At 32.6% G+C, this 25,999-nt stretch carries 30 protein-coding genes; 26 read left to right on the forward strand and 4 right to left on the reverse strand.

What is annotated here, in order from left to right; all coding sequences use genetic code 11:
* Window positions 1-6 precede the first annotated feature (6 nt).
* A complete protein-coding gene (locus K5V07_RS15015) occupies window positions 7-519 on the reverse strand; it encodes a hypothetical protein (protein WP_255577868.1) in 513 nt (170 codons plus the stop codon).
* A gap of 439 nt (window positions 520-958) precedes the next feature.
* On the opposite strand from K5V07_RS15015, the gene K5V07_RS08635 reads away from it, so the two are divergent.
* From K5V07_RS08635 to K5V07_RS08755, 26 genes are all read left to right on the forward strand, one after another.
* Entirely contained in the window at window positions 959-1,207 is a 249-nt protein-coding gene (locus K5V07_RS08635) for a DUF6364 family protein (RefSeq protein ID WP_221917143.1), read from the forward strand.
* Entirely contained in the window at window positions 1,204-1,617 is a 414-nt protein-coding gene (locus K5V07_RS08640; protein WP_221917144.1) for a PIN domain-containing protein, read from the forward strand. Before K5V07_RS08635 ends, K5V07_RS08640 begins: the two co-directional genes overlap by 4 nt.
* A 453-nt stretch (window positions 1,618-2,070) precedes the next feature.
* Window positions 2,071-2,250, forward strand: a complete 180-nt coding sequence (locus K5V07_RS08645; protein WP_221917145.1) for a hypothetical protein — start codon at window positions 2,071-2,073, stop codon at window positions 2,248-2,250.
* A gap of 119 nt (window positions 2,251-2,369) precedes the next feature.
* Window positions 2,370-2,555: a hypothetical protein gene (locus K5V07_RS08650; protein ID WP_221917146.1), complete on the forward strand. Its 186-nt coding sequence runs from the start codon at window positions 2,370-2,372 to the stop codon at window positions 2,553-2,555.
* A gap of 227 nt (window positions 2,556-2,782) precedes the next feature.
* The gene (locus K5V07_RS08655) at window positions 2,783-3,028 is read left to right on the forward strand and encodes a type II toxin-antitoxin system ParD family antitoxin (protein WP_221917147.1); all 246 of its coding nucleotides are present in this window, start codon (window positions 2,783-2,785) and stop codon (window positions 3,026-3,028) included.
* Window positions 3,028-3,327 carry a type II toxin-antitoxin system RelE/ParE family toxin gene (locus K5V07_RS08660; protein WP_221917148.1) on the forward strand — a complete coding sequence of 100 codons (300 nt, stop codon included), beginning with the start codon at window positions 3,028-3,030 and terminating at the stop codon, window positions 3,325-3,327. The genes K5V07_RS08655 and K5V07_RS08660 overlap by 1 nt, the downstream gene beginning before the upstream one ends.
* A gap of 232 nt (window positions 3,328-3,559) precedes the next feature.
* The gene (locus K5V07_RS08665) at window positions 3,560-3,913 is read left to right on the forward strand and encodes a hypothetical protein (protein ID WP_221917149.1); all 354 of its coding nucleotides are present in this window, start codon (window positions 3,560-3,562) and stop codon (window positions 3,911-3,913) included.
* A gap of 201 nt (window positions 3,914-4,114) precedes the next feature.
* Complete coding sequence (locus K5V07_RS08670; protein ID WP_221917150.1) at window positions 4,115-4,681, forward strand: hypothetical protein; 567 nt, start codon at window positions 4,115-4,117, stop codon at window positions 4,679-4,681.
* Between the two features lie 213 nt (window positions 4,682-4,894).
* A complete protein-coding gene (locus K5V07_RS08675; RefSeq protein WP_221917151.1) occupies window positions 4,895-5,266 on the forward strand; it encodes a DoxX family protein in 372 nt (123 codons plus the stop codon).
* 6 nt (window positions 5,267-5,272) lie between these two features.
* Window positions 5,273-5,491 (forward strand): DUF4287 domain-containing protein, encoded by a 219-nt coding sequence (locus K5V07_RS08680; protein WP_182651510.1) that lies wholly within the window; start codon window positions 5,273-5,275, stop codon window positions 5,489-5,491.
* Between the two features lie 412 nt (window positions 5,492-5,903).
* Window positions 5,904-6,320: a VOC family protein gene (locus K5V07_RS08685; protein WP_182651509.1), complete on the forward strand. Its 417-nt coding sequence runs from the start codon at window positions 5,904-5,906 to the stop codon at window positions 6,318-6,320.
* A 29-nt stretch (window positions 6,321-6,349) separates the two neighbouring features.
* Window positions 6,350-6,799 (forward strand): VOC family protein, encoded by a 450-nt coding sequence (locus K5V07_RS08690; protein WP_221917152.1) that lies wholly within the window; start codon window positions 6,350-6,352, stop codon window positions 6,797-6,799.
* 542 nt (window positions 6,800-7,341) lie between these two features.
* The gene (locus tag K5V07_RS08695; protein ID WP_221917153.1) at window positions 7,342-10,536 is read left to right on the forward strand and encodes a PAS domain S-box protein; all 3,195 of its coding nucleotides are present in this window, start codon (window positions 7,342-7,344) and stop codon (window positions 10,534-10,536) included.
* A 347-nt stretch (window positions 10,537-10,883) separates the two neighbouring features.
* Window positions 10,884-11,249 (forward strand): hypothetical protein, encoded by a 366-nt coding sequence (locus tag K5V07_RS08700; RefSeq protein ID WP_221917154.1) that lies wholly within the window; start codon window positions 10,884-10,886, stop codon window positions 11,247-11,249.
* Window positions 11,250-11,344: 95 nt separating this feature from the next.
* Window positions 11,345-12,271, forward strand: coding sequence for a DUF3347 domain-containing protein (locus K5V07_RS08705; protein ID WP_221917155.1), 927 nt, complete (start codon window positions 11,345-11,347; stop codon window positions 12,269-12,271).
* A 177-nt stretch (window positions 12,272-12,448) separates the two neighbouring features.
* Entirely contained in the window at window positions 12,449-12,757 is a 309-nt protein-coding gene (locus K5V07_RS15020) for a heavy metal-binding domain-containing protein (protein ID WP_255577869.1), read from the forward strand.
* A gap of 75 nt (window positions 12,758-12,832) precedes the next feature.
* On the forward strand, window positions 12,833-13,546 hold the full coding sequence (locus K5V07_RS08715) for a heavy-metal-associated domain-containing protein (RefSeq protein WP_221917156.1): 714 nt from the start codon (window positions 12,833-12,835) through the stop codon (window positions 13,544-13,546).
* Between the two features lie 9 nt (window positions 13,547-13,555).
* Entirely contained in the window at window positions 13,556-15,967 is a 2,412-nt protein-coding gene (locus tag K5V07_RS08720) for a multicopper oxidase domain-containing protein (protein WP_255577870.1), read from the forward strand.
* Window positions 15,968-16,030: 63 nt separating this feature from the next.
* Window positions 16,031-17,164: a PAS domain-containing sensor histidine kinase gene (locus K5V07_RS08725; RefSeq protein ID WP_221917157.1), complete on the forward strand. Its 1,134-nt coding sequence runs from the start codon at window positions 16,031-16,033 to the stop codon at window positions 17,162-17,164.
* Between the two features lie 634 nt (window positions 17,165-17,798).
* Window positions 17,799-18,287 carry a DUF4199 domain-containing protein gene (locus K5V07_RS08730; RefSeq protein WP_221917158.1) on the forward strand — a complete coding sequence of 163 codons (489 nt, stop codon included), beginning with the start codon at window positions 17,799-17,801 and terminating at the stop codon, window positions 18,285-18,287.
* A gap of 366 nt (window positions 18,288-18,653) precedes the next feature.
* Entirely contained in the window at window positions 18,654-19,034 is a 381-nt protein-coding gene (locus K5V07_RS08735; RefSeq protein ID WP_221917159.1) for a hypothetical protein, read from the forward strand.
* Between the two features lie 87 nt (window positions 19,035-19,121).
* Window positions 19,122-19,391: a hypothetical protein gene (locus K5V07_RS15025; RefSeq protein WP_255577871.1), complete on the forward strand. Its 270-nt coding sequence runs from the start codon at window positions 19,122-19,124 to the stop codon at window positions 19,389-19,391.
* Window positions 19,388-19,720 (forward strand): hypothetical protein, encoded by a 333-nt coding sequence (locus tag K5V07_RS15030; RefSeq protein ID WP_255577874.1) that lies wholly within the window; start codon window positions 19,388-19,390, stop codon window positions 19,718-19,720. The genes K5V07_RS15025 and K5V07_RS15030 overlap by 4 nt, the downstream gene beginning before the upstream one ends.
* Window positions 19,721-20,008: 288 nt before the next feature.
* The gene (locus K5V07_RS08745) at window positions 20,009-21,619 is read left to right on the forward strand and encodes a GMC oxidoreductase (protein ID WP_221917160.1); all 1,611 of its coding nucleotides are present in this window, start codon (window positions 20,009-20,011) and stop codon (window positions 21,617-21,619) included.
* Window positions 21,603-22,592: an alpha/beta fold hydrolase gene (locus tag K5V07_RS08750; protein WP_221917161.1), complete on the forward strand. Its 990-nt coding sequence runs from the start codon at window positions 21,603-21,605 to the stop codon at window positions 22,590-22,592. The genes K5V07_RS08745 and K5V07_RS08750 overlap by 17 nt, the downstream gene beginning before the upstream one ends.
* Before the next feature lie 353 nt (window positions 22,593-22,945).
* Window positions 22,946-23,470, forward strand: a complete 525-nt coding sequence (locus K5V07_RS08755) for a GNAT family N-acetyltransferase (protein WP_221917162.1) — start codon at window positions 22,946-22,948, stop codon at window positions 23,468-23,470.
* 58 nt (window positions 23,471-23,528) lie between these two features.
* Here K5V07_RS08755 and K5V07_RS08760 read toward each other — a convergent pair whose 3' ends face one another.
* The 3 genes from K5V07_RS08760 to K5V07_RS08770 all read right to left on the reverse strand — a co-directional run bounded on the left by K5V07_RS08760 (window position 23,529) and on the right by K5V07_RS08770 (window position 25,614).
* Window positions 23,529-23,912: a DUF3037 domain-containing protein gene (locus tag K5V07_RS08760; protein WP_221917163.1), complete on the reverse strand. Its 384-nt coding sequence runs from the start codon at window positions 23,910-23,912 to the stop codon at window positions 23,529-23,531.
* A complete protein-coding gene (locus K5V07_RS08765; RefSeq protein WP_221917164.1) occupies window positions 23,890-24,684 on the reverse strand; it encodes a HipA family kinase in 795 nt (264 codons plus the stop codon). Before K5V07_RS08765 ends, K5V07_RS08760 begins: the two co-directional genes overlap by 23 nt.
* Before the next feature lie 66 nt (window positions 24,685-24,750).
* On the reverse strand, window positions 24,751-25,614 hold the full coding sequence (locus K5V07_RS08770) for an NAD(P)H-hydrate dehydratase (protein ID WP_221917165.1): 864 nt from the start codon (window positions 25,612-25,614) through the stop codon (window positions 24,751-24,753).
* Window positions 25,615-25,999: the final 385 nt, after the last annotated feature.

Here is a 25,999-nt window from a genome sequence, read left to right on the forward strand (position 1 = left end):
TTGATTTTAAATGGTGTTCGTGAATGCTTCGCATTTCATATTGGTAAAATTGACCAACGTTCCTATTACTGGTTCTACGGTTTTACTTCTCACTCGCACCATTTGCTTGGCATAGCGTGCGTTTTGAGTCAGTTTTTGGTGCATTCGATCGTAGTGCTCTTTGTGAATGCTGTGGTCTAACTTTTGTTGGATATTTTGCCTGCCTGCCGGCAAGGCAGGAATTATAGCGGGGTTATCTTTGGCATCATTTTCTTCCAAAGCATCTAAGTATTCTTGGGTTTTTACTTCAATATAATCTACATGTTTGTCGATTTTCTTTTGATTGAAATTGGCTTTCTTGCTATTGTGGGCTCGGCTTTTGGTACCATCGATAGCAATGGTTTCGCAACCTATCAAATCGGCATCTTTTAAAAAAAGAACATAGAGTTTGAATAGCTTTTTCAAGGCAATAGGATTGTTTTTTCTAAAATCGGATATGCTGTGGTAATTAGGAATAATAGCTTCTAAAAGCCATTGCATTTCCATGTTTCTAATACATTCCTTTTCTAAATCTCAAGCACTTCTGACTCCGTTGAGATACCCATATAAATAGATCTTTAGAAACACTTTACTATTAAAACTTGGGCGGCCTTCAGTTTTGAGCGTTTTTACCGAAAAACCAAGCTTAGAGAGGTCTATAGATTCGACAAAGGCATCTATAAATCGCACCTGATTATCGGGACTTATTGTGTCTTCTAAACTTATAAAACGCAGTTGTTGACGAGAAATACCTAGGATATGTTGCATTATTAAAAATACGAAAAATCCTGTCTTTACGCAACTTTTTTGTTATATTTGTTTGTAAGTAAACCGAAGTTTTTTCACAGACTGACTTTGGCAGTAATCGCAAAAAAAAAATCGAAATTCACATTTATTACGTCCTGAATTTGTATATTTGTACGTATAAATATTTTATATTATGAATACTAAACTCACATTAAAGCTTGACCAAGAGATAATTGAAAAAGCTAAACATTATGCGTCTGAAAAAAAATTAAGCTTATCTCGAATTATAGAAAATTACCTTAATTCTTTGACTTCAGATAAAATAAATAATGACATACAAATTTCGCCATTCGTAAAAAGTCTTTCTTCAGGAATTAAAATTCCAGATGATTATGATTATAAAAAAGATCGTGCTGATTATTTAGAACAAAAATACAAATGAGCAGGATATTTTTAGATACCAACGTCATATTAGATTTGTTGGGAGAAAGAGTTCCTTTTTTTGATTCAATTGCTAAGGTTGCTACCTTGGCAGACCAAAAAAAACTTACTCTAATTGTCTCACCTCTTTCATTCACGACAATAGATTATGTTTTAAATAAATATGAAAAATCCGAATCTGTTTTGAATAAACTTCGAAAGTTTAAAATAATCTGTGAAGTTTGTGAGGTCAATGAGGAAACAATTGACAAAGCGTTGAATTCGAATTTCAAAGATTTTGAAGATGCTGTTCAATATTTTTCTGCTTTACAATCTAACTGCTCAATGATTATAACCAGAAACGGAAAAGACTTTAAGCACTCTACAATTCCAATTATGACAGCTGAAGAGTATTTAAGTAGCATTATATAAAGCGACTACTGCCAACACACGTAGCAGTTGTGCAACTCTCTTAAAAAGTAAAATTTCAAGATAAACATAAAAAACAACCTCGTTTAAGGATTTTAAGCGAGGTTTATTTTTGGCTTTAGGTTTTAGTTTGTAAAAATATAAAGCCTTAAAAGTCGGTTTTCACGTCATTGAAAGCTGTTTTTAGAGAAGATGGTGCTATTTACAAAAGCATCGATAATCCCGAAGCTTCGGGAGAACTGGATTGTCTTGGCTTATCGTGTCTTCTAGAATCACTATTTACAGTTGATTACACTGTATTCCTTGTATGTATTGCATGTTTAAGGACACAAAATATTTATTTTTCTTACAATATTTTTAATATATTTGTTTGAAAGATTACTCCGTCTATTCGCTATCGCTCGGGTGTGAAGTTTTTTCATAGTCTGACGTTTGCGGTAATGTTAAAACAAAAAAATGAAAAAAATATTCATTATAATTCTTCTTTTTATTTCCTATACTAACATGGGACAAGAAAAACTTCACTATCAGTATAATGGAGAAGAAATTAAGTATTCAAGAATTGACTACTCAAAATACGGTATTGTGCATATTTTTGTTAATATGTATGAAGAAAGTGAAGAAAATAAAAAATAGAAAAAGAAGCAACTCTTTTTTTAGCTAATCAAAAAAATCTGTACTATACACTGTATTTTTTTATTGAAGTTTCAAGGAAATATAGTCTTGCTGATAAAGAAATAATATTTAATGAAATAATGAAAGAAATTGAAAATAAAGAAAATCTTAAAAATTTCAATCTATATTTAAACTTTGATATTGATTACTCAGATAAATATCAAAGAGAAGTAATTGAACATAAAATTTTAAATAAAGTTAAAAGAGTTTTTACTAACATTAATTCCAAGAATATTATTAATGGATTGTATGTTACAAGAGAATAATGTTAAAAGTAACCGAACGAACAACAGCCATTACAACGGATTTGGGCATTGGGCTTAATGGAAAGATGGTTTTGTATTTGGAAGATTAGTAAATCCGAATAATGGGCTTAATTGAAAACCCAAAATCGCTTTATTACCAGAACGTTAGCAGTAAATTTTGCTCAAAAAAGCCGAAAAAATTTTGAATTTAATACCAATTATTGGTATCTTTGGTGAAAATAAAAATCATGGCACGAAATACATCAATATTATTAGGAGACTATTTTGAAAACTTTATTAATGAACAAATTTCTACAGGAAAATATAGTTCAGTAAGTGAAGTTGTTAGAACTGCTTTAAGAGTTTTTGAACAAGAAGAAACTAAAACAAAATCTTTGATCAATGAACTAAAAATTGGCGAAAAGAGTAGTAAAATCAGAAATTTTGACCGCAATAAAAACCTTGAAATGCTAAAAGCTAATTTGCAAAAATAATGTCAGAGTACATAATTAGTGAAAAGGCAATAGAAGATATCAATAACATTTGGATTTATACAGCAGAAAACTGGTCAGTTGAACAAGCAAATAGATATTATAACTTAATTATTGACGAAATTGAATATATCGTAGATAATTTTGATATGGCTCGTGACATTGGAAAAATTAGAAAATCATATAAATATTCAAAAGTAAAATCACATTTAATTTTATTTAAGAAAGATAAAACTAATGAAATTGAAGTTGTGAGAGTTTTACACGAAAGGATGGACATTGAAAACCGATTAGTAGAATAAATAAAAAAGCTACTCCCACTACACGTAGCTGTTGCGCAACTCTCTTAAAAAAGTAAAATTTCAAGATAAGCATAAAAAACAACCTCGTTTAAGGATTTTTAAGCGAGGTTTATGGTAAATTCACGTTTACATTTCGCAAGAAATTTTATCTTTCCCAGAAAATAATCGGTTCCGAAGTTCGCAACCTTGTCAAGCGCCGGAACTTTAAGCAATTCGTAAACATCATTTTCAAATGAAAAGTATCTTCGTAATTGGAATTCTCATATTATTAGTTTCATGCAAAAACATTGAGTCAAAAAAGCTAATAGGTAGTTGGAAAATGCTAAATGTTATTAACCAAACTGGACAAAATGTAGTAGAAAAAACAACTTACAAAAAAGACAGTTTAATATTTGAAATGTATGCTAACAAAAAATTAATTGAGAGATTTAGTAGTTCTTATAAATTTGATACCGTTAATAATACTATTCATTACGAGTTTTCTAAACAGAAACTGAATCTCAAAATTGTAAAGCTTACTGAATCAGTAATGGAAGTATTAGAGCCAAAAACGAATAAACCAATATTATTTATCCGCGCTGAATAAATAGAAATGCTTACAACGCACGCTACAAGCAATTTGGGAATTAGGCTTAATTTGAAATTGGTTTGTATTTGGATGATTTGGCAAATCCTAAAATAGGGATTAATTTAGTACCAAACTGCTTGTGTTACCTGAATTTTAGCAGTTATGCAAGGCGCCAATGGAAAACTGCTAGAGATTTGAAATCCTAAAATGTAAAATAAAATGAGAGAAAGGGAATTTTATAAGATTCGTTTATATTTCACTGCAATAACTACTGCTGCTATTTGGGTGCTTTTAATTTGGGATCATTTCCATTATGGTGTACCTAGCCATCACATACTACAAAATGAAGACTTACCTAAATTTTCAAATTGGTTGGGAGGAATTCTAATTCCATTGCTTACGTGGTTTCTATTATACAGAATACAAAAGAGAATTAGAAATAATTCAACTATTTCTAAATTCCCAGTAAATATATTTTATGCCTTCATTGCAGCATTATCTTTCGGATTATTGCTATCCGTTTTTTTTACTTTAGGATATTCTGAAATACCATTCTATATGATTGTTTCATTGTTAGTTCTTGCAATTTTCTTGCCTATTTACAAGGCTGAATGTTTTCTAGGATTTGTTCTTGGTATGACTTTTACTTTTGGTGGTGTGCTACCCATCGGAATAATATCAATTCTTAGCTTAATTGGAGCGGTTTTATATCTAATAGTAAAACCCGGAATACAATTTATCATAACAAAAACTTCATATTTTATCTCGTCCAAAAAAAATACATAGAGATTATAAAAAAAAAGAATCCGGTTAAGTCAGAACCGCTAACACTTCCTATGCAATTATTACTGGTTTTCAGTAGCTTCAATTCTATTTTTAGGAATAAATTCTATCTTAGCGAAGAATACTCCTCCCGCTTTGAACGCAAAGTCGCATAGCAAGGGAACATTAGCGATCATTGTACCGCAACTCACGGCAGAAGATTAACATTATAAAAAAATGAAAAAAGACAAAATAATTTATTGGACAGCGACAACAATCATTGCTTTATTTGAAGGACTAATGCCTGCATTGACTTCACAAACAGAATTAGCAAAAGATGGAATTAAACATTTGGGTTATCCAGAATACTTTGGAAACGCATTGGTTGTTTTTAAGATTTTAGGAGTTTTGGCGTTAGTTATTCCACAAGTTCCGAAACGAGTAAAAGAATGGGCTTATGCCGGATTTGCATTTAACTTTGTTTTTGCAACAATTAGTCACGGAGCAGTTGACGGACTAAATGGACTAACATTTTTCCCATTGGTTGTATTCGGAATTTTGGCTATTTCATATATTTACTATCATAAATTAAATTCTAACGAAAATTAAAAATTTATGTCATTTCAAGCATACATAGACAATATAAAAGCCAAAACAGGAAAGACTCCTGCTGACTTTAAAAAAATGGCTGAAGCAAAAGAATTTATAATTGACGGAAAACTTAATCCGGAAATTAAGGCTTCCGAAATTACAAATTGGCTCAAAGAAGAATTTGAATTAGGACACGGACACGCAATGGCAATTTATGCAACATTCAAAGGGAAAACTGAATGACAAGAAAAATAACATACCGCAACAATTATATTCAGAATATCATTAGGATTTAGTATCTTATTTTTTTTGGAGCGGTTTTTAGCTTGTTTTTTTAGTGTTTTTCCTTTACTTTTTAGCAAACCTGCACCTACCCTTAAAACCAATTTTGACAGGAACTATGAAAACAATCAAACTCTCAATTCAGCTTATATTGGATTCGTATTTATAAACTACACAACCTAAGCCGAATTTTAAACCTATTTAACCATAAGTTGACTTTTATCTAAAAGAATTTTAATTGTAGTTCAAATCAAATATATTTACTTAAAAATTAATCCAATAATGTTTGTTTAAAGATTTTTAAACTAAATGACATTGACCATAATTGCTTCACGAAGAACTACAATAAAGAGAACCACATAAAATATAAAAAATGGGAAAACAAATTTTTATAAATTTAGCAGTTAAAGAACTTGAAAAATCAGTTAACTTTTATACTGCATTAGGATTTACAAATAATCCACAATTTTCAGACGAAACCGCAAAATGTATGGTTTGGTGTGAAAACATTTTTGTAATGCTTTTAACACATGAGAAGTTTACAAGTTTTACATCTAAACCTATTGCTGACACAAAAACTAATATTGCAGGACTTTTTTCATTATCATTAGATAGTATGAACGAAGTCAATAACTTAATGTCAAATGGACTTAAAGCAGGGGGTATTGAACCAACAGAAATGAAAGATTATGGTTTTATGCAGCAACGAACTATTGAAGATTTTGATGGACACACATGGGAAATTTTTTATATGGACGTTTCAAAATTTCCAACTGAAGAACCAAAATAATAATTTGAGTTAAATGTAAAAAAAATAAAATGGCACAAATAAACCCTTATATCCATTTTAATGGGAATGCTGAAGTTGCATTTACATTTTATAAATCCGTTTTCGGTGGAGAATTTGCAATGATAAGTCGTTTCAAAGATTTTTCAAATCCTGAATTTCCAATTTCAGAAAGCGAAGCAAACTGCATTATGCATATTGCTTTGCCAATTGGGAAACACAATGTCTTAATGGCGAGTGATACTCCCGAAATAATGGGAAAACATAACGAAAATGAAACTAGAAGTAAAATTTCAATTAGCGCTGAAAGTAAAGAAGAAGCTCGTCAATTATTTTATGGCCTTTCAGAAGGTGGAAATATTGAAATACCAATTAATGACAGTCCTTGGGGTTCTTATTTCGGAATGTTTAGAGATCAATTTGGTATAGAATGGATAGTAGATTTTGACCCAAATTATAAAAGAAATATAAATAATAAGTAAAAACTACTGCCAATAACAAGAATTCCTTTGCATCCATAGCACGAACATAATATTCCTGATGAATAATTTATTAAAAAACTTCAAAAAGGGAAAGCTTTATATTTTGGGGTTCAAATAGTGATTTTTATGGCTTTTTTACGCTTTGTTTTATTTTTATTATAGAAAGCAGTTTTTACCGAGAATGGTTTTAATTATAATTTAAATCCTTTACTTTAATACTCTAAAAAATAATTTTTTTTTTGAGGTTTTTAGATAATCTTCCATTTAAAATAATTCAAAAATAACCACATTCCCATACTAGCAATTTTAGCTAGCTGTATTTTGTAGAATTACCTTTTTCTAAGCTTCCCTTTATACGACAAATGAGCGTTTACTAACTCCCAGCCATTTCTAAGTGGCAAATCCTTATGCTTCCCATCAGTCAAAATTCTGATAAAGCGAACTTCATTTGATATACCGATATTTTTAAGCAAGCAAATATAAAATCATTGGCAACCTTTTACATTCATTAATCGGATTTTTTATCTGATATTTACAAACATATGGATGCAAAAGATTACATCAGGATATTCGAGCAGTCTCCCGCATTGATGCTTGTTATAGATATCAGCTTTATCATTATTGCTGCTTCAGACGATTTTATTAGAAAAACCAAAACTACCCGTGAGTGCATTACTGGACAAGACATTTTTTATGTTTTTCCATCTAATCCAGACAATAAAAACCCAAATGGAGAAAGTACGATTCGAGCTTCTTTCAACCGCGTGATGAAGAATAAAACTGCCGATACCTTGCCGGTAATAAGATACGATATTCCTAAACCCGCATCCGAAGGTGGTGGATTTGAAACAAAGTATTGGAAAGTAGTGAACTCCCCTATTCTAGATCATAATAATAACGTACAATATATCATTCAGCGTTCTGATGATGTTACTGAAAATGAAACACTGGTAGCGCAACTTGATGCAGAGCAAAAAGCCATAAAGCAGCTGGAGGAAAGCGAAAAGCGATACAACATGATGCTTCTTAAATCACCTTTTGGTTTTGCTATACTCAAGGGAAAAAATATGGTAATTACTCTTGCCAATGATTCCGTAAAAGAAATGTGGGGAAAAGGCAAGGACTTAGAAGGAAAGACTCTACTTGAAGTTTTACCTGAGATCAAAGATTCCGAATTTCCCGATTTGCTCGATAAGGTTTATACCAGCGGTACTCCTTTTTGCGGAGATGAGGTACTTTGCCCGGTTTTTCGCAATGGTAAATTGGAGGATGTTTATTTCAATTTTGTGTATCAACCTTATTTGGAAGCAGATGAGACTATTTCTGGGATAACCATTATTGCTTATGAAGTAACAGCAGCTGTGATTGTAAAAAATGCATTAGCCACACTACACAATGCAGACCAGAAAGCATTGAAGAAAATAGAAGAAATTAGCAATCGGTATTACATGATGCTTATGGATTCGCCATTTGCTTTTTGTGTAGTAAAAGGAAAAGACATGGTGGTTACCCTTGCTAACGATTTAATGAAAGATTTTTGGGGAAAAGGTAAAGATGTAGAAGGAAAAACGCTTTTGGAAATATTACCGGAAATTAAGGATCAGCCATTTCCTGAAATGATTGACAAAGTATACACAACAGGTATTCCATTCTATGCCAATGAAATACTCGGGAAAGTAACCTACAATGGTAAGCTAAAGCATAAATATTTTAACGTTGTTTTCCAACCCTATTATGACGCAGACAACTCCATTTCTGGTGTTACACAAATAGCGTATGAAGTAACAGAAATGGTGATGGCGCGCAAAAAAATAGAAGAAAGCGATAAGCGATATAACATGATGCTGATGAATTCGCCATTTACTTTTGCCGTGTTAAAAGGTAAAGATCTGATTATTGAACTTGCCAACGACCAGATTAAAGAAGTGTGGGGAAGAGGAAACGATATAGAAGGTAAATCGCTACTTGAAATTATGCCCGAACTTAAAAACACCACATTCCTAGATATGCTTGATGAGGTGCGTGCCACCGGTATTCCTTTTCATGGTATTGAAGTACAGAGCCCCAAAAATATGCATGGAAATATAAAGGAAGAGTATTTTTTCAATTTTGTTTTCCAGCCTTATTTAGAAGCGGACCAAACTATTTCAGGTATTACTATTATTGGTAATGAAGTAACTGAGCAGGTGATTGCAAAAAGGGGAATTATAGAAAGCGAAAGGAATTTAAGACAGATTTTAGATTCTATGCCTCAAAAAATAACCAATGCCGACACAAAGGGTAATGTGATTTATTTTAATAAAAAATGGTTGGATGACACCGGACTAGAGTTTGAAAAATTAAAAGGTTGGGGATGGGAAAAAGTAATTCACCCCGATGACGTGGAGATGACTAAAACAAATTGGTCAAACTCCTTTAAAACAGGAGAAATTTTTGATATGGAATGCCGAATCTTAAATAAACACGGTGCATACAAATGGCATTTAAGCAGAGCTTTACCCATTAAAGATGAAAACGGAAAAATAAAAATGTGGGTAGGAACTAATACCGATATTCACGAGCAGAAAGATGCTAAATACAAAGCCGAAACTGCGCAAATTGCTGCTGAGGATGCCATGCAAGCCAAGCAACAATTTTTGAGCAACATGAGCCACGAAATACGAACTCCTATGAACGCCATTATAGGGTTTACGAATGTACTCTTAAAATCGAAATTAGACAAAAGTCAGGAAGACTACTTAACGGCAATTAAGGATTCAGGGGATGCCCTGCTTGTTTTAATTAACGATATTCTTGACCTTGCCAAAGTAGATGCTGGTAAAATGACTTTTGAAGAAACTCCGTTCAATTTAGCTGATTCGCTCTCATCAATGCTCCAATTATTCGATATGAAAATAAAGGAGAAAAATTTAGAAATGGTAAAACAATTTGACACCGCAATACCCGAAATTATAATGGGCGATTCTATTCGGTTGCGACAAATCATTTTGAATCTAATAAGCAATGCTGTTAAGTTTACGAACGCAGGAAAAATAACCATTTGTGTTTCCTTGCTTAAACAAGATTCAGAGCAAATAACTATTGAATTTACCATAACCGACACCGGAATTGGAATCCACAAAACCAAACTCGAACATATTTTTGAAGATTTTGGACAAGCAACTTATGAAAACTCACGCCTATATGGAGGTACTGGTCTTGGGCTAACCATCGTTAAAAAATTAATAGAACAACAAGGTGGCACTATACGCGTGGAAAGCGAATTACGCAAAGGATCAGCCTTTAGTTTCCAATTAAAATTTGCTAAAACAAATCAAAAAATAGAACAGCAATCGGAATCGGTTTCAAACATTCAAGCCGAGGTTAAAAAAATAAACATATTGGTTGCCGAAGACATGCCACTGAATCAACTTTTAATTAAAATTATACTTGCTGACTTTGGCTTTGATGTAGACATTGCGGGCAACGGAAAAATTGCGATTGAAAAACTAGAACAAAATAAGTACGACCTGGTGCTAATGGATTTACAAATGCCCGAAATGAATGGCTTTGATGCAACCGCATACGTGCGTAACATTATGAAATCTGATATTCCCATCATAGCACTAACTGCAGATGTTACTTCTGTTGATTTAGAAAAAGCCCAAGCTATGGGAATGAACGATTATGTCTCTAAACCTGTTGATGAACAACTGCTATACAGTAAAATAATTAAGGCGCTCCAAAAAACCGATTGAGTAAATTATCTTTTATAATGAAGATCAAATATTCTCAGAGATCCTAAACATTTTGGACCATACACCAGGGTATTTTGGACTACAATTTATCAGAAGATAGCTGAAAAAAAATTAGCAACTAGAAAAAAGCGAACGCACATCAGGCTGTCAAAAACGACCTCTAGAATTCACTTTCAGGATGTTTATCTTCCTTTGTTTGGTTTTTATAAAATAGAAAAATACGTTTGCTACTCCACGCCTGTTATCTGGCAACGAAATAGTAACTGCTACCGCTTTGCTACACAAATCACTCAAAACCCTGCTGAAAATTAACATAATATTTTAGAATTACGCCTTATCTTTGACAAATGAAAAAAAGGTTACACATATTAATTATAATGCTATCGCTTGGCTTCTTTTTGTTGCCATCTTTGGGTTATGCATGTGGAACTAAAACTGAAAAAGAGTGTAACAAAAAAGAAGCGACTTCTAAAACCGAAAAGAAAGAGTGTTGTAAAAAAACACAATCTAATGAAGAAGACAATAGTTGTGGCGGAAAATGTGGTCATTCAAACTGCACCACATCAACAGTAAACTTTAGTTTAATTTCGTTCAACGAAATAGAATTTAACAACAATAATTTTAATTTTTCCACTGAAAAACCAAAATTTCACCATTCAGAAACCTTTATTTCTTCAGGTTTTACCTCCGTTTGGCTTCCGCCAAAAATATAATAATTTAGAACTTTAACACCCATAAAACGGTCTTGTCGAAAACAAATACATTGTTTTCAAAATTATTTATATATCAAATATTAAAATTTATTAAAATGAAACTAATGTCAAAAACATGGGTAGCAATCACAGTATTGGTATCTTTTACAGTATCCAACGCACAAAATAATAGTTCAGTAACCAACTCGAGCGATACCGAACTGTCGCAACAAACAGTAAAAATATATGGGAACTGCGGGATGTGTGAAACAGCAATCGAAAAAGCTGGTAATATAAAAAATGTAGCTACTGTAGATTGGAACGCAGATACAAAAATGGCTACAGTAACGTATGATAGCAAAAAAACAAATCCAGATGAAATTTTAAAACGTATCGCATTATCTGGTTATGACAGTGAAAAATTTCTTGCGCCTGATAACGCATATTCAAAACTTCCTGGCTGTTGCCAATACGATAGAGAAGCAAAAATTGATGTAAAAACAGAACCTAAAAAAGAAATTGTTGCAGAAGACCACAGTGAACACGCAAATCATTCAGAAAAAACAACGGTTGAAGCAAAAAAACCAAGTGCTAGTAAACAGACGATGGAAACCAACCAACTAAAAGCTGTTTTCGACAACTATTTTGAGGTTAAAAATGCTTTAGTAAAAACAGACGGAAACACAGCATCTACAAAAGCAAAAGAATTGCTTTCAGCAATAAATGCTGTCAAAATGGAAACTTTAAATACAAACCAACACACCGTTTGGATGAAAGTTTTAAAAACCATAAAAGTAGATACTCAAATCATTGCAAACACAAAAGAAGCGAAAAAACAAAGAGATCATTTTGATACGCTTTCAGCAAATATGTACGCTTTAATTAAAGTCTCAAAACAAAAAACACCAACATACTACCAATTTTGTCCAATGGCAAACAATGGTAAAGGGGCCAACTGGTTAAGCAAAGAAAATACAGTTAAAAATCCGTATTATGGCTCAATGATGCTGAGCTGTGGTAAAGTTGTAGAGACTATAAAGTAATTGAAATGTGAATTACACAACTTAAACAAATAAATCTGTAACATTCTAAATACAAAGACATTGTAATATTGCAGATAGAAAATGTGCAGAAATCTGCAAGAAGTAAAAATATAATCAATTCAAGACTAACTACTTATCTAAAAAAGTATTTTGTTTTGTTTTTTAAAAATAAAAAAAATGAAAAATGTAATTTTAACAGCCGTAGTATTGGCATTAGTAACTATTTCTTGCAACCAAAAAAGCAAAGAAGCAACAACAACTGAAAATGAAATAGTAGTAACTGACACAACTGTGATTACAAATGATGGAACAAGTACAGATAGTAATACTGTACTGATTGAAAAAGACACCGTATTTGTAAAAGAAACAACCAAAAAGGAAGTGGCAACCAAAATTTTTTCTTGTCCGATGCACCCAGAAGTTCAAGGTGAATTAAACAGTGAATGTTCAAAATGCGGAATGCCATTAACTGAAACTGTTATGTAATTCAATACTATTTTAAAATCTAATAAATCAACTTTGCATTATTTTTTGTGAAGTTGATTTTAATTATACAAACTCATGACACACACCTACACAGTACTAGGAATGACCTGTTCAAGTTGTGAAGCAAAAGTAAAATCGGCTCTACTAACAATAGAAAATGTTACAAATGTTACCGTTTCAAAAGATACTGAAACCGCAACTATTACAATGGATAAACACATTGCTTTACCCAACTTACAACACGTTTTAGACACAAAATACCAAATATCAGCAATCAATCACAGTGAAATTGGTAAAAAAACAAAATCATGGTTTGAAACCTACAAACCCATTTTGCTGATCTTTTTCTACATTTTATTAGTAACTACATTGGTGCAAACGCAAAATACAAAATTTGACTTTATGCAAGCAATGAGACATTTTATGTCAGGATTCTTTCTTATTTTCTCTTTTTTTAAATTACTAAATATCAAAGGTTTTGCTGAAAGTTATGTGATGTATGATGTTCTAGCAAAAAAAATTCCAGCATGGGCATACCTGTATGTTTTTATTGAATTAGGATTGGGAATTGCGTTTCTAATCAATTTTAATCCCATACTAACTAATTCACTTACAGTAGTCGTAATGAGTATCAGTATCATTGGCGTATTACAATCCGTCTTAAACAAAAAGAAAATTCAATGTGCCTGTTTGGGAGCAGTTTTCAATTTACCCATGAGTACTGTAACTATTATTGAAGATGCATTGATGATTGCAATGAGTGGCATTATGTTATGTATACTGATTTAAAAAAAAATTATGAAATTAAAATCATTTGGGCAGCTATTCCGCCTTCCACTCCCGCTTTTTTTGCCCCGTTACGCTTCGCAAAAAAGAGCTCCGTTCAAGTCGGGCTGCAATACGTACAACTCAAAAATAATTGTTTTAAGCTTGTGTCTTTCTTTTATTTCAACAATATCATCAGCTCAAAAAATCGTTCGTTATGATTTATTTGTTCGTGATACACTAGTAACTTTTGGTGACAAACCAAAACATGCCATTGCTGTAAACGGACAAATTCCGATGCCAACCCTCACTTTTACCGAAGGTGACATTGCAGAAATTTATGTACATAACGAGCTAAAAGAAAGTACCTCATTGCATTGGCACGGATTATTTTTACCAAACAAAGAAGATGGCGTTCCTTATTTAACCCAAATGCCAATTGAACCAAACACTACTCACAAATATACATTTCCAATCATTCAAAACGGAACACATTGGTACCATAGTCATTCGGGTTTACAAGAACAAATCGGGATGTACGGCAGCTTTATAATGCTCAAAAAACCAAACGATCCAACATTTAGAAAAGGAATTGATGATTTGCCAAGCGTACCAATACTTTTAAGTGAATGGACAGACGTAAATCCAAATAACGTACACCGCATGTTGCATAACGCAACCGATTGGTTTGCCATTCAAAAAGGTACCACGCAAAGTTATGCCGAAGCAATCCAACAAGGACATTTCAAAACCAAAGTAACGAACGAATGGAAACGAATGAACGCAATGGATGTGAGTGATGTCTATTACAATAAATTCTTAATTAACGGTAAAAACGAAAGCCAATTATCTCAATTCAAAGGTGGCGATAAAGTGCGATTACGAATTTCAAATGGTGGTGCATCAACCTACTTTTGGCTCAATTATGCAGGCGGAAAAATGACTGTTGTTGCTAATGATGGTAACGATGTAGAACCAGTAGAAGTGGATAGATTAATTGTTGCCGTTTCCGAAACTTACGATGTAATTGTTACCATTCCTGCCGATAAAACCGCTTATGAATTTTTGGTTACTTCTGAAGACCGCACAAAATCAGCATCACTTTATTTAGGTGATGGCATCAAACAGCTTACCTCTCCCCTACCAAAATTAAAATATTTTGAAGGAATGAAAATGATGAATGATATGATGAAAATGAACGGTGATTTAGACGATATGGGAATGAGTATGTCCTACAATCAGATGGATATGAACGTAGTTATGTATCCCGAAATTACTGGAGATCAGAAAAACGGCAAGAGTAAAGACAAAGCAGAAAAAAGTGACGGTAAAAAAATGGATCATTCTAAACACAATGGGAATGAAATGAAAATGGCCGCGCATGCATCAAGCAGCAACGAAGACGATTATAACAGTAATAAACTTTCGGAAATTGTAACGTTAAATTACGCCATGTTAAAGTCTCCAACAAAGACAACGCTACCTAAAGACGCACCGGTTAAAGAATTGCGATTTGAATTGTCAGGAAATATGAACCGTTATGTTTGGAGTTTAGACAATAAAGTAGTTTCTGAAACCGATAAAATTTTAATCAAAAAAGGCGAGAATGTTCGCATCACAATATACAACGGTTCCATGATGCGACACCCGATGCACTTGCATGGACACGATTTTAGAATTCTTAACGGACAAGGCGATTACGCACCACTCAAAAACATCATCGACATTATGCCGATGGAAACGGATGTTTTAGAATTTAACGCTAATGTAGAGGGCGATTGGTTTTTTCATTGTCATATCCTCTATCACATGATGGCAGGAATGGGCAGAGTTTTTACGTATGAAAATCAAGCACCAAATCCATTAATACCAAATCCAAAATTAGCACAACGAAAATTATTTGGCGAAGACCGAAAATTTCATCTTATGGCAGAAAATGATTTTGCTACGAATGGAAACGACGGAATGGCAATGTTTAGCAACACAAGATGGAGCATCGGAACAGAATGGAGATTGGGTTATAACAACATGCACGGTTATGAAACAGAAACACACATTGGGCGTTACATTGGCAAAATGCAATGGATTATGCCGTTTGTTGGATTTGATTGGCGATACAGAAAAATGGAAGATGGTGAAATGGAGAAAAATGTTTTTGGACAAGGTAGCACCAAAGACGAACGTTCTGTATTTAGTGCAGGATTAGAATACACATTGCCCATGCTTATAAAAGCACAAGCCGAAGTTTTTACAGATGGTAATTTCAGATTGCAATTTGAACGAATGGACATTCCCGTTTCAAAAAGATTAAGAATGGATTTGATGTGGAATACCGATAAAGAATACATGGCAGGAATACGCTATATTATTAAAAGAAACGTTAGCATTAAAACACATTTCGATAGTGATATGGGATTAGGTTTTGGAGTGAATTTGAATTATTAACGCTAGAAAAAAGGAATCAAATAGCAGCAATTTAACCCTAAAAAGTATTTCTAAACCAATCAGATGAAAAATAAAAAATCAAGCGCACCCGAAGGTGAGCACATCCTTTCAGCAGAGTTTTTTAGTCAAGTCATAGACAGCATGCCTGATTATTCCATTTTTTCAATGGATAATGACTTAAAAATAAACAGCTGGAGTTCAGGCTCAACACAATTATTTCAATATGAAGTAGAAGAAATATTGGGGAAAGATTTTGATATCATTTTTACTGAAGATGACAAAACCAAAGGCCTGCCAAAAGCTGAAATTAAAAAAGCACTACAAGACGGAAAAGCTGCAGACAACAGATGGCACATTCGTAAAGACGGAAGCAAATTTTATGTATACGGACTAGTTTATCCTTTAAAAGGTGAAGATGGAGAATTAAAAGGGTATGTTAAAATCCTTCGAGACCTAACCGAGAGACAGAATGCAGAAAAGTATGCAAGAGATGTAGAAGAACTTAGCGTGCATAAAGAAAGTATACTTTTTATACTTTCACATGATTTTAGAACCCTACTAACAGGTATAACAGGTACTGCTGAATATCTGAATAAAAATTTTGATAAAATGGATAAGGATGCAACAAAAGAAATGCTCCAACTACTTCATATAACGTCAAAACAGCAATTAAACCTGTTGGATTATTTAGTAGAATGGGCAAGAATAAAATATGCATCAGAAGCTTTTGCTCCCGTAAAAATTGATCTTTATACCGATGTTAAAAAAGTGTTTGATGCGCTAAATGACATTGCTGTTGCAAATAAGGTTCACCTTCATAACAACATAAAGAAAAATATAAATGTTTTTGCAGACAGCGAAATGCTGTCTTCTATACTCCATAGCTTACTCAACAATGCAATAAAATATTCGCATAAAGACGGCAAAATTGTAGTTCGTGCGAAAACAAAAGAAAATTCAATTATCATTGAGATAAAAGATGATGGAATTGGCATTACAAAAAATATAAAAGATAAACTCTTTACACCTGAAATAACCACTATTTCAAATACATGGAAAAAGGATAAAGAAGCCGGTATCGGATTAATATTATCGAAAGGCTTTGTAGAAAAAAATGGAGGTAAAATTTGGGTAGAAAGTACAGAAGGCGCAGGTTCTTCTTTTTATTTTACATTACCTGCAAAGAAAACTAAATAATACTATAAATAAACCAAAAACTGATTGTATCAGCAGCGTTTCTTTACGTCTATAGATGAAAAAAATAAGCAGTTGTGGTACAATAACACTTTAATTGATGCATTAAGTTCCGCAATCAAAACGGCAACAACGTCAAATTGTATATGAGGTTTTCACCCAAAATATACTTTTAAATACGTGCGTATATGTCTGAAAGAACGTACTTTTTGGTGATTAGCAACCAGCCAATTATTCTTAAACTCTAAGGTCATAATACAGTACATCATATTAGAAGATTGAAGTTAAATACCCTTTTCGCATCACGCGATGTAACCATCTCTCAAGCCAACATGTGCTGCTCATTCAGCTGTTTCTAGATTTTTCATAACTAGAACTGGAAGTGGAAGAATTTACTTTTTTAGAACTCAAATAGCGATTTTAAATCATTTTATACTTCGGTTTATTCTTATACTCAAAAAGCAACTTTTACCAGAAAAAATTTAATTTGTAATTTAAATCAAATATATTTACTATATAATTAACCATAACGTATTCGTTTAAAAGTTTTTATATAACTTAAGTTTATGGTAATATTATGAAAGATACGGCTTAGGGAATGGATAAAACTATATGAAACTAACTTAAAAAATAGACCATGAAAAAATTAAAAATTGAAATCAAATGGGCAATTTTATTCTCTATTATGACATTACTTTGGATGGTATTAGAAAAGTTGAGCGGACTCCATAGTACCTATATTGACTACCATTTTTATCTTACAAACCTGTTTGCAATTCCAGCTATAGGATTTATGGTTATGGCGTTACAAGAAAAAAAGAAGGTTTATTATGGTGGCCAAATGAGTTATAAACAAGGGCTTATTTCGGGTATAATTTTGTCTGTTATCATTGCATTATTAAGTCCGTTGACTCAATGGATCATTTCATATATAATTTCACCAGAATATTTTCCGAATGTGATTAAACGCTCTGTTGAAATTGGTTACTTCAAATCGATTGCTGAAGCAGAAGCAAACTTTAACTATTCAAATTATGCTAAACAAGGTGCAATAGGTGCTTTGCTGATGGGAATCGTGACAACTGCCATTGCTATGATTTTTATAAGATCAAAAAAGTTGCAATAACTTAAAAGCGTTAAAAGCAGTTTTTAAGACATACTGAAAGGAATAGCTATTTTTAAAACCGAAAATTAATCGGATAATAACTTACAAACTATGAAATAAAAATTACTATCAATGCTATTGATTTTTACAATTAACATTTGTTTTTCACAAATAGAACCTACTGTAATCACATTAAAAAGTGGTGAAATATTTTAAAAAAAACATGGAGAAAAGAGAAATACTTTTAAATAATATGATTGATGAAAATACAAAGCTTAGGAATTTGAAGTTTTAAAAATCAAATCAGATGGGAAATATTAGACCTAATTATTTGCTATTTTTATCATTTAACCCTCGTCAATTTTTAATAGAATATTTACAAAAAAAATGCAAGAGATCATAAAAAAATTTAAATTTAAAAACAATGGAGTAATCATTAATGCTCCATCAGCCTTGGAGAGTGAATTTTTAAAACTTGATTTTAAACTAACTTTTGATAAAAAAAATAAAAGCACAAACACGTTAATTTTTATAAACAATAAGAAAGAATATTTAGACTTTCTTACAACAGTTTTAAAAAATATTGAACACGATAGTGTTTTATGGTTTGCATATCCAAAAGGCACATCAAAAATTAAAACTGATATCAATAGAGACACAATTAGTATGACAGGTGAAGATTTCGGCATTACGACAGTAACTGCAATATCTATTGATGAGACTTGGAGTGCTTTACGTTTCAGGCCAATTGAAAAGGTTGGAAAATAACAACTGAAAAACTTCCAACTTTTAAAACATTTTTTTAGATAGACTGAAAGGAATAGCTATTTTTAAAACCGAAAATTTTCTAATAAAATGAATTATTCTGAAATTGCAAATGAAATAATCAAATTAAAAAATAAGGATTTAGAATTAAGACAAAAATTGATTGAGCAAAAAAAGCTCTCTCATGGTTATGCTCTTGAAATGGAAAATCTTCACATTAGCAATGCAAAAAAACTCAATACGATTATTGATGAAGTAGGTTTTCCTACTGTTGAAAAAGTTGGAATTGAAGCAAGTGAATCTGCGTGGCTAATTATACAACATGCGATTAGCGAACCTGAATTCATGAAAAATGTTTGAAGATTTTAGAGAACAGGATAGTTGAAAATAAAAATTACGAAGAAAATTTGGCTCGTTTATCAGATAGAATAGCGGTATTGGAGAGAAAACCTCAATTATTTGGGACTCAATTTGATTGGGACAAAAATGGTGTCTTAAGTCCAAATATGTGCGATGATTTATCGATGGTAAACATTCGAAGATTAAAAATTGGTTTAAATACTATAGAAGAACAAACACAAAAAATAAGACTACAAGCAGAAAATGAAAATCAAACAGTTCCAAAAAACCTTTTTGAAAGAGAAATAGAAATTAATCTTTGGAAAAAAAAAGTTGGATGGATTAAATAATATAGCATTGCATAAGCTTTTTTCAAGACCTCAATTTACGTTAGCATAAAAATGGATAATTTTAGCAATGTATCGGCTATTATAGCCAATAAAGACTGTTGCCTTAAAAAGTGAATTTCATTTTTGAGTTTGCCAATCACATCAGTACAGCCAAATATATTTTACAAAGTCAACGAATTATTGACAAGACTATTCTATTAAGATTAAAACATTTTATACATTTGAGAAAAACAAAATTACAAAAGCATCGATCCAAACTTTGCGGTAAATTATAATCAAACAAATACAATGGAATACGATTATGTTATTGTAGGTACTGGTTTTGGTGGTTCTGTGAGTGCCTTGCGACTATCAAAAAAAGGGTATAAAGTAGTCGTGATCGAAAAAGGAAAATGGTTTCAAGCAGCGGATTTTCCCAAAACCAACTGGAATTTTAAAAAATGGCTTTGGTTACCTAGTCTCCGTTTTTTTGGTATCATGAAACTTACCATTTTTAAACATGTCGCTGTTCTTTCGGGAACTGGTGTTGGTGGAGGTTCTTTGGTCTACGCCAATACGCTACCCATTCCAAAATCTACCTTTTTTAAAACTGGAAGCTGGAGTACCTTGAACGATTGGGAAAAAGAACTCGCGCCTTTTTATCAAGAAGCACTAAAAATGCTTGGCGCCGCTAAAAATCCTAAATTATTTGATGGTGATCTTGGATTACAAAAAGTAGCCCAGAAATTGGGTATGGAAGATAAATTTGATGCCACAAATGTTGCCGTTTATTTTGGAGAAGAAAACGTTACTAAAAAAGACCCCTATTTTGACGGAATAGGACCTGAAAGAACAGGTTGCAATTTTTGCGGTGCTTGCATGACAGGCTGCAGAAACAATTCTAAAAACACCCTTGACAAGAATTATTTGTACCTCGCACAACATTATGGAGCGGTTATTATGGCGGAGCAGGAAGTCTATGATGTTAAACCAATCAATACTTCAGATGGCACCCATGGCTACGAAGTTTCCATAAAAACAAGTACACAATTTTTTACCAAAAAAAGCACCATTAAGAGCAAAGGAGTCATTTTTTCTGGTGGTGTGTTAGGAACTATTAAATTACTACTGCAACTAAAGACAAAATCATTACCCAATATTTCAGATCGATTGGGGGAAGACATTAGAACTAATAATGAAACTCTTGTTAGTGTTTCCACACTTGACAAAGAGAAAAACTTTTCAAAAGGAGTTGCCATCGGAAGTATTTTAGATACAGATGAAAACAGTCACCTAGAAATTTGCCGCTATTCTGAAGGTTCAAATGCGTGGAAATTAATTCACTTTCCATATGTAACAGGCAGTAACGCTTTTGTTCGGATTGCTAAAGTTATTGGTGCTTTAGTAAAGTCGCCAGCAAATTATTTTACAATTTATTTGAGAAACAGTTGGGCAAAAAAAACGGTAGTACTGCTTTTTATGCAAACATTAGACAGTACACTAAAACTCAAAATCAACTTTTTTGGATTCATGAATTCAACCGTTAGTAAAGGTAAAAAACCGTCTCCTTTTATTCCAGAGTCTGTTCAATTGATCAAAGAATACAGTGAGGCTGTAAATGGTGTCAGTACTTCTTTTGCCGTAGAAACTATCGCTGGAATTCCTTCTACAGCTCACATATTAGGTGGTGCAGTGATGGGATCAAATGCTAGTGAAGGTGTAATTGATAAAAACAATAAAGTTTTTGGATACGAAAATCTCTATATCATAGATGGTTCAATGATTTCAGCAAATCCTGGGGTAAATCCATCTTTGTCTATCACAGCAATTGCAGAACATGCGATGGACCAAATTCCTTTCAAAAAATTGGAAGAAATTATCATCAAACAATCAGTGGAGGTCGATGAAATACTTAATTAAGTTTATAAAAATTATTGGAGGCTTTTTAGCTATCGCTATTATCGCCATACTGCTGTTTTTTGGTCATCGTGATATTCCATTTATATACTTGAAAACAAAGTATACGAATGAGGCTTCCTCCTTTATTTCAATTGACGGAATGAATGTTCATTATCGTGATGAAGGCAATCAACAGGATACCATCCCTATTGTCCTTATTCACGGCACGGCATCCAGTTTGCATACCTTTGATGCGTGGGCGAACCGTTTAAAAATAACCAATCGCGTGATCCGAATGGATTTGCCTGCCTATGGCTTAACCGGACCATTTCCTGATCGCAATTATTCGATTCAACATTACACTGAATTTATCAAAACCTTTTTGGATGCTATAAAAGTTAAGCAATGCATTTTAGCTGGTAATTCTCTAGGAGGAGAAATCGCTTGGAATTTTGCGGTTGCACAACCTAAAATGGTTGAAAAATTGATTTTAATAGATGCAGCAGGATATCGGCAAATTTCTAAAAGTGTACCAGTTGCTTTTAAAATTGGCCAAACTCCCGTTTTAAATAAAATTCTAACTTATATTACGCCGCATTTTATAGTACAAGCAAGTGTCGAAAATATTTATTTTGACAAATCGAAAGTGACGCCAGATTTAGTTGATCGTTACTATGAACTAACTTTGAGAGAAGGTAATCGTCAGGCATTTGTAGACCGTTTTACGATAGAAAAAGACACTTCAGCTTACAAGAACATCAAAACAATCAAGCAGCCTACACTGATACTATGGGGATCTGAAGATTTATTAATTCCATTAGAAAATGCAACGAAGTTTCATAAAGATTTGCCTCATAATTCCTTAGCTATTATACAAAATACCGGTCATACTCCAATGGAAGAAAGCCCCATTGAAAGTCTAAAACCAGTACTTCAGTTCTTGAAAAAAGATCTCAGTAGCAATAAAAAATTTAAAAAAGGACTAAAAGTTTAGCATGTAATTAACGATAAACAATTGTAGAATAAGAATATCTATTTGCAAAAGCTAATCCTATTTATCAGAAGTCAGCACATTACTAACTTCCTCCTTTAGTATTTACAAAAAGTCAATTTAATTGCAGTGTAAATCAACTATATCGATGCCGATAATTCACAAAAAAGGAAGTTTTACAGCAATTAAAATTGCTCATTAGCCCCCTCTTTGTGAGCAAAATAATAGTAATTAATTAAAGGATAAATATTAAATTTTCTGAATAAACGCAATTGCAGTTCCCTTGAAAAGAAACAAATTTATTGTAATAGTGAAATGGTTTTTTTTACCTTTGGTATCTAAAAAAACAGTCCTATATGATTACCAAAGCTACACTTGAAGACCTTACAGCATTGAATCAATTGATTAATTCAGCCTATCGCGGAGAAACCTCCAAGAAAGGTTGGACCACCGAAGCTAACATTCTGGAAGGATTGCGTACCACAGAGACTGAATTAAAAGAAACCATTTTAAATACAAAAAATACAATACTAAAATTTAGTAGTAATAACGAAATTGTAGGTTGCGTTTTACTAGTTGACAAAACCGAGCACTTGTACTTAGGCATGTTGACCGTTGCACCACATTTGCAAAATGGAGGTGTTGGAAAAAAATTATTGCAGCAAGCTGAAATTCATGCTTTGGAACTAGGTTTGCCAAAAATTGTCATGACCGTAATTACGGTACGTGAAGAATTAATTGCTTGGTACCTTCGTAATGGTTATGAGGACACTGGCGCGAGAGAACCGTTTCCGTCAAGTGAAGTACATATTCCTATTGCTAATGAACCTTTAGAATTTATGGTACTTAGTAAAACCATAACCTCACCTGAAAGACTTTAAAGTGAAAATACCCTTTTGAATTAAAGCATTTAAAAGGATATTTTTGAATACCAAGATGCTACAACACTAAGTCTTCAAAAAGGCGTTGAGTTGTATGGTCTAAATTGTCACATAATCCTGGATGTGGTCTTGAAGTTTGAATGGCTGAACTACGCAGCGCCGTTAACCATCGAAATCGTGAAGGGAGATCAAATTGTCCAATTGGCCCAGCATCTTTTTCACCATGAGCTACTTTTGCAAAAGCTTGAATGTTTAATTTCAATTGTTCTATGTCTAAGTCATTCGAAAAAAGACTGAGTTTAGCCTCATTAATTTCAAATAAAACTTTTATAAATTTTGCTCTTTTACAAAAAAGAATAACCCCAACATTAAGGAATTCTTCGCGCTCTACCCTAGGCACAACACGAATAACGGCATACTCATATAAGTGTTGCTCTTGCATTTTGTGCTTCTGTTATAAAAATTTCGGAATGATCTAAACGAGTACTTAAAAATTGAAAATAAACTTCCCTAATGGCTTCGGGCTGTTCCTGAGTTTCTTCCCAATGAAGCCAAACATCAGGTATAAGATTGACAATGTTTCTAATAACTTCTGTTGATAAAATCGATTTGAATTCAAGATTTGTTTCTTGTAATAACGAGGCTTTTGGTAATAAAACATGATCTTTTATCAAGGCAAAAGGACTTTTTGCATGTTTCTCCCAATTGCTCCAAGAATGATGAAAATAAAAACTTGCTCCATGATCAATTAACCATAACTCTTTATGCCAAATAAGCATATTGGTATTCCTAAATGTTCTATCCACATTAGTAATAAAAGCATCTAACCAAACTATTTGTGAAGCTAGTTTAGCGTCAACCGCAGTTACTACAGGATCAAAATTAATAGCTCCAGATAAATAATGCAAGGCTAAATTAAGTCCTTGACTGCCTTGTAATAAATCTTGAATTTCTTCATCAGCTTCACTACGCCCAAAAGCTTCGTCTAGATTTGCAAATACTAATTCGGGCATTTTTAAGTTCAAAACTCTGGCAATCTCACCCCCTATCAATTCTGCAATCAAAGCTTTTACGCCATGCCCGGCGCCTTTAAATTTTAGGACATATTTAAAATCATCATCAGCCTCAGCAAGAGCTGGTAAAGAACCGCCTTCCCGTAAGGGTGTGATGTATCGCGTAACATTTACGGTCCTAAGATGGGGTTGTTTTTCCATAATTGAATTGGATAAAGCAATTTTGCTATGGCACAAATTTACAAATTAAGAAATGATTTTACGGTCTTAATTTATTTTCTGTTCCTTTTCTAAACTCAAAAAAGCTTTGCCAATATGGGCAATAATATCTGAAGCAATAAAGGACTGACAGCCCGTTTCTGGAAGTGCAATATCTGCTGTTAAACCATGAAGATAAACACCAATCAAAGCTGCATGAAGAGGAGAATATAACTGCGCTAATAAACTAGTAATCATTCCTGTTAATACATCCCCACTTCCAGCTGTGGCTAGGGCAGCATTTCCTGTCGTATTCTCATAAACTGTTTCACCATCAATAACACGAGAAGGAGAACCTTTCATGACAATGATAAGTTGATGTTCTTTAGAGAAAGAAATACTTTTGTTTAACTTATCCTTTTCAGAAATCCAACTACCTATCAACAATTGTAATTCTTTTGGGTGTGGAGTAATGATTGTTTTGGGTTCTACATGGATTAATAATTTTTTAAACTTTGAAATAATATTCAAAGCATCAGCATCAATAACCATGGGGATTTTATAGGTTTTTAAAAACAGTTGTAAGGCATTATGTGATTTATCCGATTGACCTAATCCAGGACCTATACCAACAGCTTGTGGTTTAATTTCAAAATGAATCTCTGATATAACTTCTTCATCTTCATCAGTTAGCACCATAACTTCAGGATTTGAAGTTTGAATACTAGTATACCCACATTTAGGAATAAAAACGGTTACCAATCCGCAACCAGTCTTTAAACAAGCTTTTGACGCTAAACTTATTGAACCAATTTTTCCATAACTTCCACCAATAATCATTGCATGTCCCTGAATTCCTTTATGTGTAAACTGATCGGTTTCTTTATAAATCTTTAGTATTTCAGAATGATTAATAGGTATCAATATTGACATTTTTTTTTTTAAAAATACAATAATTAATTTAAAACAAGAAACCCGTACAAATAATTTAATCTACAATTAATTATTTACAAAAATTCGAACTTAAATAAAAAAACAAATAAGAGCATTTAATCCAATTTATTTAAAAATTACTTTAAGGGTTTTCTTTAAGCGAAACGTAAATGGGATTTGTTATCATAATATATTTTTTGATATTCATTTTAATAAGAAAAACATTCATCAATATAGTAAATTTGATAGCCCTGATAGCAGCGGTATCCTTTATTTACAAGTTACAGCCATCAAAATGGCTGTAACTTGTAAATAAAGATAAAGCGAATAGCAGGAAATAGCTCCTTAAAATTATTTTTTTTAACAAACTAAAAAATACCGAAAA

It is taken from the genome of Flavobacterium sp. CHNK8 (genome assembly GCF_019774515.1).
In the GTDB taxonomy this organism is placed as follows: Bacteria; Bacteroidota; Bacteroidia; order Flavobacteriales; family Flavobacteriaceae; genus Flavobacterium; species Flavobacterium tiangeerense.